Origin of the sequence: Pararhodobacter aggregans, assembly GCF_003075525.1 — a bacterium.
In the GTDB taxonomy this organism is placed as follows: Bacteria; Pseudomonadota; Alphaproteobacteria; order Rhodobacterales; family Rhodobacteraceae; genus Pararhodobacter; species Pararhodobacter aggregans.
Genome location: NZ_QDDR01000002.1, coordinates 420,209 through 433,357, shown reverse-complemented (window position 1 = coordinate 433,357; position 13,149 = coordinate 420,209). Strand labels below are relative to the sequence as shown.

Sequence of the window (13,149 nt, the reverse complement as noted above, 5' to 3'; positions counted from 1 at the left end):
TTGGGTGATTTACCTGTGCCATGAACCGCATTCCCGCCCCTGCCCTGCTTTCGGCGGCGCCGCGCCCCGGCGTCGGCGGCGGTGGCGATATCCTGAACGGTGGGCGCTGAGCCATGCAGAAGACTTCCGACAATCCCGCCGATCCCTTCAAGAAGGCCCTGACCGAAGCCACGCGCACGCTGGCCGATGATGCCGAGCTGGCGGTCAGTTTCACCGTCGACCCGCCCGGCATGTCCAAGGACACGATGCGCCTGCCGCAGGTGACCCGCCGCATGACCCGCGACGAGGTGCTGCTGGCGCGCGGCACCGCCGATGGCTTCGCCCTGAAACGCCGCTTCCACGACGAGGGTGTGCACGGCCGCTACATGCCGCAGGGCCAGATGGCGCGCGACCTCTACGAGGCGATGGAGACCGCCCGCTGCGAGGCGGTGGGCGCGCGGCACATGCCCGGCACCGCCTCGAACATCGACGCCCGCATCGCGCACGAGGCCGACCGCAAGGGCTATGCCCAGATCCGCAGCCAGGCCGAGGCGCCCCTGTCCGTTGCCGCGGGCTATCTGATCCGCGAATTGGCCTCGGGCCGGGCCCTGCCCAAGGGCGCGAATACCGTCGCCGACATGTGGCGCCCCTTCTTCGAGGAACAGGCGAGCGGCACGCTGGAGGGGCTCGATTCGGCGCTGGCCGATCAGGCGAGCTTCGCGAAACTGGCGCGGCAGGTCATCAAGGATCTGGGCTACGGCGACCAGCTGGGCGACGATCCCGACGACATGGGCGACGATCAGGAGGGGACCGAGGACAATTCCGAGGAAGCCCCCGAGAACGCCGATTCCCAGGGTGACGACGACCAGCAGCAGGACGAGACCGAGCAATCGGACGACGGCCCGCGCGAGGAATCGGCCGAGACCGAGATGGTCATGGACGATCAGGCCGAGGACGAGATGTCCGAGGAAACCGAGATGCCGCAGGCCGAGGCTCCGCCCGAGCCGCCCGCGCCGCAGCCCTTCTCGGATGCCGACCCGAATTACACCGTCTTCACCACCCAGTTCGATGAAGAAATCGGCGCCGAGGATCTGGCCGAAGCCGCCGAACTGGAACGGCTGCGCGCCTATCTGGACCAGCAGCTTGAACCCCTGAAAGGCGCGGTCAGCCGTCTGGCCAACAAGCTGCAACGCCGCTTGCAGGCGCAGCAGAACCGCAGCTGGGAATTCGACAAGGAAGAGGGCATCCTCGACGCCGGCCGCCTTGCCCGCGTGGTGGCGAACCCGACGACGCCCCTGTCCTTCAAATGGGAGAAGGACACCGAATTCCGCGACACCGTGGTGACGCTGCTTCTGGACAATTCGGGCTCGATGCGCGGCCGGCCGATCTCGATCGCCGCGATCTGCGCCGATGTTCTGGCCCGCACGCTGGAACGTTGCCAGGTCAAGGTCGAGATCCTCGGCTTCACCACCCGCGCCTGGAAGGGCGGCCAGAGCCGCGAGAAATGGCTGGCCGAGGGCCGCAAGCAATCGCCCGGCCGCCTGAACGACCTGCGCCACATCGTCTACAAGGGCGCCGACGCCCCCTGGCGGCGGGTGCGCGACAATCTGGGCCTGATGATGAAAGAGGGCCTGCTCAAGGAAAACATCGACGGCGAGGCGCTGGAATGGGCCCACCGCCGGATGCTGGCCCGGCGCGAGCAGCGCAAGATCCTGATGGTGATCTCGGACGGGGCGCCGGTCGACGATTCGACACTGTCGGTCAACGCCGCGAATTTCCTGGAAAAACACCTGCGCGACGTGATCTCGATGATCGAAAAGCGCAAGGCGGTGGAACTTTTGGCCATCGGCATCGGCCATGACGTGACGCGGTACTACGAACGCGCCGTGACCATCACCGATGTGGAGCAGCTGGCCGGGGCGATGACCGAACAGCTCGCCGCGCTCTTTGACGCCGATCCCCGCGCCCGGGCCCGGGTCATGGGCATGGCCTCGATGATCCGGCGCTGATGATTACCGAGGCGGCCGCCTTCTTCGAGGACGGTTGCGGGCGCTGCGACCGGTTTGCGACGCCCGATTGCTCGGCCCGGCTGTGGCGCGACGGGGTGCTGGCGCTGCGCCGGCTCTGCCTCGACGCGGGACTGGAGGAGGCGGTGCGCTGGGGTCATCCCTGCTATCGCCACGCGGGCCGCAATCTGGCGCTGATCGGCGCCTTCCGCGAGGATTTCCGCCTGAGCTTCCCCGATGCCGCGCTCTTGGGCGACCCGGAGGGGCTGCTGGAAAAGCCCGGTCCGAACAGCCAGACCCCCTCGATGCTCCGTTTCACCGATGCCGCGCAGGTCGCGGCCATGGCCCCCGCCATCGCCGCGCTGCTGGCCGAGGCGAAGGCCAAGGCCGAGGCCGGGTTGAAGCCCGCGCGCGCGCCCACCGAGGTGGAGCTGCCCGAGGTTCTGGTCCGCGCGCTGGACGAGGATGCCGAGCTGGCCGAGGGCTTCGCCGCGCTCACGCCCGGGCGCCAACGCTCCTATGTCATCGCGCTCGCCTCGGCCAAGACCGAGGCCACGCAGAGCAAACGGATCGCCAAATACCGCGACAAGATCCTCGCGGGCAAGGGCGCCAACGACTACTGACCCCAGGAAAATCGTCATGTTCCAGTCCTTTACCGCCTCCACCCGCCCCTCGGACGGCCCGCCCCGCCTGGCGGCGCTGCGGGCGGAACTGGCGGTCCGGGGGCTCACCGGCTTCCTCGTGCCGCGCTCGGACGCGCATCAGGGCGAATACGTCAGCCCGCATGACGAGCGGCTGAGCTGGCTGACCGGCTTCACCGGCTCGGCCGGGTTCTGCATCGTCCTGCCGCAGATCGCCGGGGTCTTCATCGACGGCCGCTACACGTTGCAGGTCCGCGATCAGGTGGCCCTGGACGTCTTCACCCCGGTCGACTGGCCCGCCACCCTGCCCGGCGACTGGCTGCGGACCCACGCCCCGACGGGCGCGGTGATCGGCTTCGATCCCTGGCTGCATACCCCCGACGAGATCACCCGGATCGAGACCGGGCTCAGCGGCAGCGGCATCACCCTCAGCCCGGTGACCCCGAACCCGCTGGACGCGGTCTGGACCGACCAGCCGGCGCCTGCGCAGGGCAAGGTCCGCCTGCACCCGCTTGATCTGGCCGGGAAAACCGGCGCCGAGAAGCGCGCGGATCTGGCGGAGGAGCTGAAACGCGCGGGCAGCGGCGCGGCGGTCATCACGCTGGCCGACAGCCTGGCCTGGCTGATGAACTGGCGCGGATCCGACATCATCCGCAACCCGGTCGTACAGGGTTTCGCGATCCTGCATGACGACGCGCGGCTCGACCTCTTCATCGACCCGGCCAAGGTTTCGCAGATTCCCGAAGAAGCGGGCGTTACCCGGCACCCCGTTTCGGCTTTCCCCGAAGCCCTGCGCAGCCTCAACGGCGCCACCCGCTTCGACCCGGCGACCGCGCCGGTGGCGGTCAAGGCGGCGCTGGCCGAGGGCGTGGCGGGCGCCGATCCCTGCCTGATGGCCAAGGCCAGGAAGAACCCGGCCGAGCTGGAGGGCATGCGCGCCGCCCATCGCCGCGACGGGGCGGCGATGATCGAATTCCTCGCCTGGTTCGACGCCCATGCGCTGGACGGGCTGACCGAGATCGACATGGCGGTGAAGCTGGAGGAATGCCGCGCCGCGACGGGCGCGCTGCGCGATCTCAGCTTCGATACCATCTCCTCGACCGGGCCCAATGCCGCGGTGATCCATTACCGGGTGACCGAGGGCACCAACCGCAAACTGGCGCCCGGGGACCTGTTCCTGATCGATTCGGGCGGGCAATACCCGGACGGCACCACCGACATCACCCGCACCCTGCCCGTGGGCGCGGTCGAGGCCGAGCGGCGCGATGCCTATACCCGGGTGCTGAAAGGCATGATCGCCGTCAGCCGCGCGCGCTTCCCCAAGGGCGTTGCGGGCGGGCATCTGGATGCGCTGGCGCGCTATCCGTTGTGGCTGGCGGGGCAGGATTACGACCATGGCACCGGCCATGGCGTCGGTGCCGCGCTCAGCGTGCACGAGGGTCCGGCGCGGATCAGCCGCATTTCGACCCTGCCGCTGGAGCCGGGGATGATCCTGTCGAACGAGCCCGGCTATTACCGCCCGGGCGGCTGGGGGATCCGTATCGAGAACCTGATCGTGGTGCAGGAGGCGGGCGCGCTTGGCGACAATCGCGCGATGCTCGATTTCGAGACGATCACGCTCTGCCCCATCGACAAGCGGCTGATCGTGGCGGCGATGCTGTCGGACGAGGAAATCGCCTGGCTCGACGCCTATCACGCCCGGGTCGAGGCCGAGCTTTCCGGCGCCGTCTCGGCCGAGGCGCGGCGCTGGCTGGCCGGGGCCTGCGCGCCGCTCACTCGCAGCTGAGCGCCCAGACGTCGTAACGGGGGTGGTCGAGCGCGTTCAGAGCCGGGCTCGACGCCACCATCCAGCCCTGGAACACCCGCTCGCGGTCGCGGCTGTCGTCGATGGTCAGGAAGGTGAAAGCATCCGAGGCCGGGTTGTCCTGCGGATAGCGGCAGGCGCTGAGTTCGATGGTCAGCCGTCCATAGGTGATGGTCTCACCCACCGCGAGCGGCAGATCCTCGACCTCGCCCGAGACCTTGTCGAGCGCCCGCAGCACGGCTTGCGTGCCGCTCGCCATCTCGGGGCCTTGCGGGCGCTGGTCGTGCAGCGCCTCGCCCAGCGTGCGCCAATCGACCTGCTGCGCGCCTGCGGGCCATGCCATCAAGGCCGCGATCAGCGCCAGGCGCTTCATGGCGCCGGTTCCTCGGTGCTGTCCGATCCGGTGAAGGCCCTGAGCAGCAGCGTAATCAGGCTGACCGCGCTTTGCGTGTCCTGGAACGTGTCGCCCGGCTGCAGATTCTCCAGTTCGCCGCCCGGCAGGATCTCGACGAAAGTGCCGCCCAGGATCCCCTCCGAGGCGACCTGAATCGTCGAATCCGACGGCAGCTCGATGCCGCGGTTGACGGCGATGGTCAGCTGGGCGCGGAAATCCTGCGGGTTCAGCGACAGCTCGGTCACCGTGCCGATCTTGACGCCCGCCAGCCGCACCTCGGTCCCCGGGCGCACGCCCTCGGCCGAGCGGAAGCTGGCGTGCAGCGGGTAGCCCTGCGCATCGCTCAGCACGGTGCCGGTGGCCCGCAGCGCGAAGACGACAAAGACCACCGCGGCCGCCATGACCACGGCGCCGAGGGCCACTTCCCAGGCGCGATAGGCCATTTACTCGGGCTGCCAGGCTTCGTAGTCGCGCCGCTCGACCGGGGCGGGACGGCGCAGCGAACCGGCGGGCGCATAGGCCGCGGCGGTGCCGGTCAGGTTGGCCAGATGCGGCTTTTCCCAGGATTTATGGACCAGCGGGCGTTCCGAGGGGGTCTCGTCCCAGGTGCCATGCAGCCAGCCATGCCATTCCGGATCGACGCGGCTGGCCTCGGTCTCGCCGTTGTAGATCACCCAGCGGCGCTTGCCGTCGCGGGTCTTGTAAAAGAGGTTGCCCTGGCTGTCCTCGCCGACCTTGACGCCCTTGCGCCAGGTAAAAAGCTGCGTGCCCAGCGTCTGGCTGTTCCACCAGGTGAGGATGCGAAGCAGGAATTTCATGGCCAGGTCCCCGGACTTGCGATTGCCCCGACATATGACGCAACTCGCCGGGGAAATAAAGCCCCGCCGCGCCGCGGCAGAGGGCGAAGGGGCGGGTTTCCCCGCCCCCGTTGGATCATTCTTCGATGGTCACATCGGCCATGAAGTCGGGCGCGCCGATGATCGCGCCATTGGGGCCGCGGCCGCGCTTGATCGCATCCAGCACCTCGAGCCCTTCGATCACCTGACCGACCACCGTGTACTGGCCGTTCAGATGCGGTGCCGGGGCGAACATGATGAAGAACTGGCTATTGGCCGAATGCGGGCTTTGCGAGCGCGCCATGCCGACCACGCCGCGCTCGAACGGCTCGTCCGAGAATTCGGCGCGCAGGTCGGGCAGCGCCGAGCCGCCCATGCCGGCGCGGGCCATGTCGCCCGACTGACGGCCGAATTCCACATCGCCGGTCTGGGCCATGAAGCCGTCAATGACGCGGTGGAAGACCACGCCGTCATAGGCACCGTCGCGCACCAGGCTCAGGATCTGCGCCACGTGGTTCGGCGCCAGATCCGGGCGCAGGGCGATGCGGATCGTGCCCTGCGTCTCGCCCGCGACCGCGATGTCGATCACCGGCGCATCCGCCGGAGGCTCGGACGCGAAGGCGCCGAAGGGCAGCAGCGCCAGCGCGGCGGCGGCGAGGAGGTTACGACGCAGCATCGGCCGCCACCTTCACCGAGATCATCGTGTCGGGCTGCGCCGGGGGCTCGCCGCGGACGATGGCATCCACGTGTTCCATGCCCGAGATCACGCGGCCATAGACCGTGTATTGCCGGTTCAGGAAGTGGTTGTCCTTGAAATTGATGAAGAACTGGCTGTTGGCCGAATGCGGGTTCTGCGAGCGCGCGGCGCCCAGCGTGCCACGGTCATGCGGGATGCCCGAGAATTCGGCCTTCAGGTCCGGCAGGTCCGAGCCGCCGGTGCCCGCGCGGCGGATGTTGAAGGCGGGGTTCGCGGAATTGCCGTGCTCCACATCGCCGGTCTGGGCCATGAAGCCGTCGATCACCCGGTGGAAGACCACGCCGTCATAGGCGCCCGAGCGCGCGAGTTCTTTCATCCGCGCGGCGTGCAGCGGCGCCACATCGGGCAGCAGCTCGATGATGACGGTGCCGTTCTTCAGCTCCATCAGGATGGTGTTTTCGGGGTCCTTGATCTCGGCCATGCCGGTCTCCTTTGCGATTTGACCGGCACCCTAGCGCGGCTTGCCGCCGAGGAAAACGGGGGATCGGCCGAAAATCGGGTCACGCTGCCGGGATCAGGCGGCGCCGAGATAGGCCTCGACCCGCGCCACCTGCTCGGGCGCCATGTGCAGCCCCAGCTTGGTGCGCCGCCAGAGCGCGTCCTCGGCGCTGCGGACATATTCATGGCGGACCAGCCAGTCGAGTTCCCGCTGGCTGAGCGTCGCGCCGAAATCCTCGCCCAGATCCTCGGCCATGCGGGCGCCTTCCAGCATCACCGCCGCCTCGGTGCCATAGGCCCGCACCAACCGCCGGGCCCAGCCGTCGGTCAGGAACAGATGCCGCGCCCTGAGATCGGCCACCAGATCGGGCACGCCATCGACCGGGAAATCGCCCCCCGGCAGCGCCACGCCCGCGGTCCAGTCCGGCCCCATGGCCAGATGCGCCGAGAGCTTGGCCAGCGCCGATTCCGCCAGCCGCCGGTAGGTCGTGATCTTGCCGCCGAAGACGTCGAGCACCGGCGCCCCGCCGCCCGCATCCAGTACCAGCACATAATCCCGCGTCGCCGCCGTCGCGCTGCGCGCCCCGTCGTCATAAAGCGGGCGGACGCCGGAATAGGTCCAGACCACATCCTCGGGCCGCACCGGCCGTTTGAAATAGCCCGAGGCAAAGGCGCAGAGGTAATCGCGCTCGGCCTCCGAGCAGCGGGGTTTCTGGTCGGGGTCGGTGTGTTCGGCGTCGGTGGTGCCGATCAGGGTGAAATCCTGCTCATAGGGAATGGCGAAGATGATCCGCCCATCCGTCCCTTGGAAAAAATACGCCTTGTCATGGTCATAGAGCTTGGGCGTCACGATATGCGATCCCCGCACCAGCCGCACATGGTCCCGCGTCTCGCGGTGTAGGACGCCCTTTTGCACCGCACTCGCCCAGGGACCGGCGGCATTGACAATGGCCTTGGCGCGGACCTCGCGCCCGCCCAGACTCACCACCCAGCGGCCCTCTTCCACCCAGGCCGCCGTCACCTCGGTCCGGGTCAGGATCGTGGCGCCGCGCTTTTCGGCATCGCGGGCGTTCAGCACCACCAGCCGCGAATCCTGCACCCAGCAATCGGAATATTCATAGGCCGTGCGGAAATGCTCCTGCAACGGCCCGCCCTCGGGCGCATGGGCGAGGTCCAGCTTCTCGGTCCCCGGCAGAATCTTGCGCCCGCCCAGATGGTCGTACAGGAACAGCCCCAGCCGGATCAGCCAGGCCGGCCGCCGCCCCTTCATCCAGGGCATGAACACCGACAACAGGCGCGAGGTCGGCGTCTCGGCTTCGAACCGCATGTCCTTGTGATAGGGCAGCACGAAGCGCATCGGCCAGGCGATATGCGGCATGGCCCGCAGCAGCACCTCGCGCTCGATCAGCGCCTCGCGCACCAGCCGGAATTCGAAATATTCCAGATAGCGCAGCCCGCCGTGGAACAGCTTGGTCGAGGCCGACGAGGTCGCGCCCGCCAGATCCCCCTTCTCGGCCAGCAGGACCTTCAGCCCCCGGCCCGCGGCGTCGCGGGCGATGCCGCAACCGTTGATCCCCCCGCCGATGATGACGAGGTCGTAGACCGGGAAAGCAGCGCTGTCTGACATGGGGGCCTGCGGGGAATCGGGGGGATGATTTTCGTTTTCACGCGATAATACGCGCTTTTGTAACAGTTTCTCAAGCAGGCCGCGCGTCAATCCCCCGCGATCTTGCGCATTTCCCTCGCCTTGGCTTGCCAGCGCCGTGGCGAAGACCGACAATCGGCGAAAAGGAGGCGATTCATGGCCCAGGGTTTCCGTCTGCCCGAGATCCTCGAAATCGCCCGGACCGAGGGGCGGGTGACCGTCGACGGCCTCGCCGCGCGCTTCGGCGTCACCGCCCAGACCATCCGCCGCGATCTGGCCGAGCTGGATGAGGCCGGTCAGCTGGAGCGGGTGCATGGCGGGGCGATCCTGCGCTCGGGCACTGTGAACATCGGCTATCAGGAGCGCGCCGCGCTCAATGCCGAAGAGAAACGCGCCATCGCCCGCGCCTGCGCCGCCGAGATCCCCGAGGGTGCCTCGATCTTCCTGGCCATCGGCACCACGACCGAGGCGGTTGCGCGGGAACTGCGCCGCCACGCCGGGCTGATGGTGGTGACCAACAACATGAATGTGGCCAATATCCTGGCCGAGAACCCGCATTGCCAGGTGATCGTCACCGGCGGCACGCTTCGGCGCTCGGATGGCGGGCTGACCGGCCCGCTGACCGAGGCCGCAATCCGTCAGTTCAAGGTCGATATCGCCGTGATCGGCTGCTCGGCGCTGGATGCCGAGGGCGATATGCTGGATTACGACATTCAGGAGGTCGGCGTCAGCCAGTCGCTGATCGCCCAGGCCCGCCGCGCCTGGCTGGTGACCGACAATTCGAAACTCGCGCGGACGGCGCCGGCGCGAATCGGTTCGCTTTCGATCCTCGACACGGTCTTCACCGACCGGCCCCTGCCCGCGCCGCTCATGGCGCGCTGCGCGCAATGGCAGACGCGGGTGGTCGCGGGCTGAAAGGCCAGGGTCCAGTCAAAGCGCCGCGCGCGCCGCGACCGCCTGCATCGCCGCGCTCAGATCATGCACCAGCGTGCCCGCCATGGAGCGGTAGGCGGCGATCTGAAAGGCGTCCTCGGCCGTGCGAACCAGCAGCACTGACAGATGTTGCAGCACCGATTTGGCCGACGTCCCGAGCGGGAAAGCCGATGCCCGCAGGTCCAGCGGGCAGAGACGGGCCAGCACCGCCGTGGCGTCCCGCCCCGCGAGCGTCACCCAGACCCAGCCGTCGCTCTGATCGGTCACCGCCGCCAGCCCGGTCAGGTCGGGCGCCGGGCCACCGGTCAGGAAGGCCATCTCGCGCCCGGCCCAGATCAGACGGCGCGCGCCCTCCTCGATGACCTCGCCCGGCGCCGGAAAGCGCAGGACCGCCGACAGATCGCGGCCGGGATAGGGGGCGATGGCGGTGACGGGCCCGGGATCGAAAGCGGTCAGCGTCACGCGGCCGATGGCCAGCGGCAGGCCGGTCACGGCCGGGGTTGCGATGAGATCAGCCACGCATCCGCCCTCCCTCAGGGTCGAAGAACACCGGGTCGCAGACTTCGACTAGAACTTTGCGGCCGCGGAGGCCATCGTCCAGCCGGATCACCTGCCCGTGCCGCGCCCGTCCGTCCTTGAGGAACCCCAGCCCCAGCCAGCAGCCCAGCGTCGGCGAGGGCGCGACCGAGGTGACATAGCCCTGGTTATGCTCGCGCACCGCCGGATCCCGTTCGTTGTAAAGATGGGCCCCGGCCGACAGGACCTCGCCCTGATTGACCGGCATCAACCCGACCAATTGCTCGCGCCCGGCCTCGGTCAGCCCGGGACGCTGGCTCGCCGCCTTGCCGATGCAATCCTTCTTGCCCGAGACCATCTTGCCCAGCCCCACATCGTCGGCCGTCACCCGCCCGTGGATCTCGGCATGGGTGATGAAGCCCTTCTCGACCCGGAGCACGTTCAGCGCCTCCATGCCATAGGCGCAGCCGTCCAGCGCATGCGCCGCTTCCACCAGCCGGTCGAAGAGCGCGGCGCCGTAGCGGGTCGGCACGGCGATCTCGTAGCCCTGCTCGCCCGAGAAGGAGATGCGGAAGAGCCGCCCGGCGACGCCGCCGAGCGTCACCGGCGCGCAGCCCATGAAGGGCAGATCGGCGGTGATCCCCAGCGCCGCCAGCACCGCGCCAGCCTTCGGCCCGGCGATGCAGAACTGCGCCCAACTCTCGGTGACCGAGGCCATCCGCACGTCCCAGCCGCCGCAAAAGGCCTGATGCACGAAATCCATGTGCCGCATGACCAGCCCGGCGGCGGCGGTGGTGGTGGTCACCAGGAAATGCTCAGGCCCCAGCCGCGCGCAGGTGCCGTCGTCCAGCACGAAGCCGTCCTCGCGCAGCATCAGGCCATAGCGGACCTTTCCGGGGGCCAGCGTCGACATGGTATTCGTATAGACGAAATCGAGAAAGCGCGCCGCATCAGCGCCTTGCACGTCGATCTTGCCCAGAGTCGAGACATCGGCGACCCCGACAGCCTCGCGCACCTGCCTCACCTCGCGGTCGCAGGCCGTTCGCCAATCCGTCTCGCCGTCCCGAGGAAAATAGCTCGGCCGAGACCAGAGCCCGGCCTCGATCATCGGCGCGCCCATGGCCCGGCTGCGGGCGTCCGAGGTCAGCAGACGTCGGGGCGCGAACCCCTCGGCCCGGCCGCCCGCACCCATGGCGGCGATGGAAACGGGGATGAAGGGCGGCCGGTAAGTGGTTGTTCCAGTAACAGGAATCTCCTGCCCGGTCGCATCGGCCAGCACCGCCAGCGCCGCCACGTTCGAGGTCTTGCCCTGATCCGGCGCCATGCCCTGCGTCGTGTAGCGCTTCATGTGCTCGACGCTGCGGAAGCCTTCCTGCGCTGCAAGTTTCACGTCCTTGGTCGTGACATCATTGGCAAAATCGAGCCAGGCCCGCCCGCCCGCATCCACCGCCCAGAGGGGGGCGATGCCATAGGGCCGGTCCTCGGCCCCCGGCACCGGCACGTCAGGCGCGCGAAGGCCCAGATCGGCCAGAACCTCACCCGCGACTTGCGCACCATCGGCAAGGCAGGCCGCGGTGGAGAAGCGGCCGCGCGCGGCGCCCGCCACCTCCAGCCCCGGAACCGCACCGGGCTTCGGGACAAAAGCAGCAATCTTTTCATCCCATTGCGGGCGGGTGTTCAGATGGCACGTCAAGTGCAGCGTCGGATTCCAGCCCCCGGCCAGCGCCAGCGTCCGCGCCTCGATCATCGAGATGCCGCCCTTGTGGCGCACCGCCACATCCCTGAGCCCCAGCCGTCCGCGGGTGCCCACGACCTCGGCCCCGGCATAGACCGGGAAATCCTCGGTCACCGGGATCGGGCGCGGATCGACATAGGCCGCGATTTCAATGCCTTGCGCGGTGAGGCTGCGCGCCGTTGCCAGCCCCGAATCGTTGTTCGAGAAGATCACCACCCGGCCCGGGTTCACGCCGAACCTGGTCATCTGCCCGGTCAGGCCCGAGGCCAGCATGACCCCCGGCCGGTCGTTGTCGGGATGCGCGATCGGCCGCTCCAGCGCGCCCGCCGCCAGAATCGCCCGCCGCGCCACGATCCGCCAGAAGCATTCGCGCGGCGCATCCCCGGGCGCGCGGTGCAGGCTCACCCGCTCCAATGCGCCGAAGGTGCCGTCGTCATAGGCGCCGGTTACCGTGGTGCGCGTCATCAGCCGCACATTGGGCAGCGACGCCAGCTCGGCCACCACCGAGGCCGCCCAGTCCGGTCCCGCCTGCCCGTCGACCTCGGCCCCATCGGCGAGCAGCCGCCCGCCCATCCGCACCTCCTCGTCGGCGAGGATCACATCCGCCCCGGCCCGCGCCGCCACCAGCGCCGCCATCAGCCCCGCAGGCCCCGCGCCGATCACCAACAGGTCACAATGGGCGAAGGCCTTCTCATAGACCGCCTCGTCATGCCGCCCGGACAGCGACCCCAGCCCGGCGGCGCGGCGGATCGCCGGTTCATAGAGCTTTTCCCAGAAGGCGCGCGGCCACATGAAGGTCTTGTAATAGAAACCCGCGCTGAGGAACGGAGCCATCCAGTCGTTCACCGCCAGCAGGTCGAAGGACAAGGGCCCCAGATGGTTCTGGCTGCGGGCCTCCAGCCCCTCGTAGATCTCCTGCACCGTCGCCCGCACATTGGGGGTCTGTTGCGCGCCCTCGTGGATCTGCATCAGGGCCGAGGGTTCCTCGGACCCGGCGGTCATCACGCCGCGCGGGCGGTGGTACTTGAACGACCGGCCCATCAGCCGCGTGCCATTGGCCAAGAGCGCCGAGGCCAGCGTGTCGCCGGCAAAGCCCTCATGGGCCCGGCCGTCGAACGTGAACCGGACCGGGCGGGCGCGGTCGATCAGCAGGCCCTTGCCCGGGATGCGGTGGCTCTGACTCATGCGCGGGCCTCCACCACCGGGCGCGTGGACAGGACCTCGTGCGTGACGGTGTTGCGCTCGACCTCCAGCCAGCTCTGACAGGGGTCGTGATACCACAGGTCGCGCGTCACCCCGGCGGGGTTGTCGCGCAGATGCAGGTATTCGTCCCAGGCCTCGAGCCCGGCATCGGGCGCCGGACGGTCCAGAAAGACCGAGGCCCCGTAATAGGTGAATTCACGCCGGTCACGCAGGCCGCAGCAGGGACAGGGGATGCGCATTCTCTACTCCACCGGGCCTTGCC

13 protein-coding genes are annotated in these 13,149 nt (G+C 68.8%); 4 read left to right on the top strand and 9 right to left on the bottom strand.

The window, feature by feature from the left end:
* Window positions 1-113 precede the first annotated feature (113 nt).
* Genes cobT through DDE23_RS06155 form a run of 3 tightly spaced genes read left to right on the top strand, consistent with a single transcriptional unit; the run spans window position 114 to window position 4,412 of the window.
* A complete protein-coding gene (cobT, locus tag DDE23_RS06165) occupies window positions 114-1,988 on the top strand; it encodes a cobaltochelatase subunit CobT (protein ID WP_107750477.1) in 1,875 nt (624 codons plus the stop codon).
* Window positions 1,988-2,608 carry a YdeI/OmpD-associated family protein gene (locus DDE23_RS06160; protein ID WP_107750478.1) on the top strand — a complete coding sequence of 207 codons (621 nt, stop codon included), beginning with the start codon at window positions 1,988-1,990 and terminating at the stop codon, window positions 2,606-2,608. The genes cobT and DDE23_RS06160 overlap by 1 nt, the downstream gene beginning before the upstream one ends.
* Before the next feature lie 16 nt (window positions 2,609-2,624).
* Complete coding sequence (locus tag DDE23_RS06155; protein ID WP_107750479.1) at window positions 2,625-4,412, top strand: aminopeptidase P family protein; 1,788 nt, start codon at window positions 2,625-2,627, stop codon at window positions 4,410-4,412.
* On the opposite strand, the gene DDE23_RS06150 is transcribed toward DDE23_RS06155, so the two are convergent.
* The 6 genes from DDE23_RS06150 to glpD all read right to left on the bottom strand — a co-directional run bounded on the left by DDE23_RS06150 (window position 4,399) and on the right by glpD (window position 8,482).
* A complete protein-coding gene (locus DDE23_RS06150; RefSeq protein WP_107750480.1) occupies window positions 4,399-4,803 on the bottom strand; it encodes a DUF2155 domain-containing protein in 405 nt (134 codons plus the stop codon). The genes DDE23_RS06155 and DDE23_RS06150 overlap by 14 nt on opposite strands.
* A complete protein-coding gene (gene mlaD / locus DDE23_RS06145) occupies window positions 4,800-5,267 on the bottom strand; it encodes an outer membrane lipid asymmetry maintenance protein MlaD (protein ID WP_107750481.1) in 468 nt (155 codons plus the stop codon). Before mlaD ends, DDE23_RS06150 begins: the two co-directional genes overlap by 4 nt.
* Window positions 5,268-5,642 carry an NADH:ubiquinone oxidoreductase subunit NDUFA12 gene (locus DDE23_RS06140; RefSeq protein WP_107750482.1) on the bottom strand — a complete coding sequence of 125 codons (375 nt, stop codon included), beginning with the start codon at window positions 5,640-5,642 and terminating at the stop codon, window positions 5,268-5,270. It abuts the gene before it with no gap.
* A 115-nt stretch (window positions 5,643-5,757) separates the two neighbouring features.
* Window positions 5,758-6,336, bottom strand: coding sequence for a peptidylprolyl isomerase (locus DDE23_RS06135; RefSeq protein ID WP_192883710.1), 579 nt, complete (start codon window positions 6,334-6,336; stop codon window positions 5,758-5,760).
* Window positions 6,323-6,838: a peptidylprolyl isomerase gene (locus tag DDE23_RS06130; protein ID WP_107750483.1), complete on the bottom strand. Its 516-nt coding sequence runs from the start codon at window positions 6,836-6,838 to the stop codon at window positions 6,323-6,325. The genes DDE23_RS06135 and DDE23_RS06130 overlap by 14 nt, the downstream gene beginning before the upstream one ends.
* Window positions 6,839-6,931: 93 nt before the next feature.
* Entirely contained in the window at window positions 6,932-8,482 is a 1,551-nt protein-coding gene (gene glpD / locus DDE23_RS06125) for a glycerol-3-phosphate dehydrogenase (RefSeq protein WP_107750484.1), read from the bottom strand.
* 174 nt (window positions 8,483-8,656) lie between these two features.
* Between glpD and DDE23_RS06120 the strand changes: the two genes are divergently transcribed.
* Entirely contained in the window at window positions 8,657-9,415 is a 759-nt protein-coding gene (locus DDE23_RS06120) for a DeoR/GlpR family DNA-binding transcription regulator (RefSeq protein WP_107750485.1), read from the top strand.
* 15 nt (window positions 9,416-9,430) lie between these two features.
* Here DDE23_RS06120 and DDE23_RS06115 read toward each other — a convergent pair whose 3' ends face one another.
* Genes DDE23_RS06115 through DDE23_RS06105 form a run of 3 tightly spaced genes read right to left on the bottom strand, consistent with a single transcriptional unit; the run spans window position 9,431 to window position 13,126 of the window.
* Window positions 9,431-9,952, bottom strand: a complete 522-nt coding sequence (locus DDE23_RS06115) for a sarcosine oxidase subunit gamma (protein WP_107750486.1) — start codon at window positions 9,950-9,952, stop codon at window positions 9,431-9,433.
* Window positions 9,945-12,869, bottom strand: a complete 2,925-nt coding sequence (locus DDE23_RS06110; RefSeq protein ID WP_107750487.1) for a sarcosine oxidase subunit alpha family protein — start codon at window positions 12,867-12,869, stop codon at window positions 9,945-9,947. The genes DDE23_RS06115 and DDE23_RS06110 overlap by 8 nt, the downstream gene beginning before the upstream one ends.
* Window positions 12,866-13,126, bottom strand: coding sequence for a sarcosine oxidase subunit delta (locus DDE23_RS06105; RefSeq protein ID WP_107750488.1), 261 nt, complete (start codon window positions 13,124-13,126; stop codon window positions 12,866-12,868). Before DDE23_RS06105 ends, DDE23_RS06110 begins: the two co-directional genes overlap by 4 nt.
* Window positions 13,127-13,149: the final 23 nt, after the last annotated feature.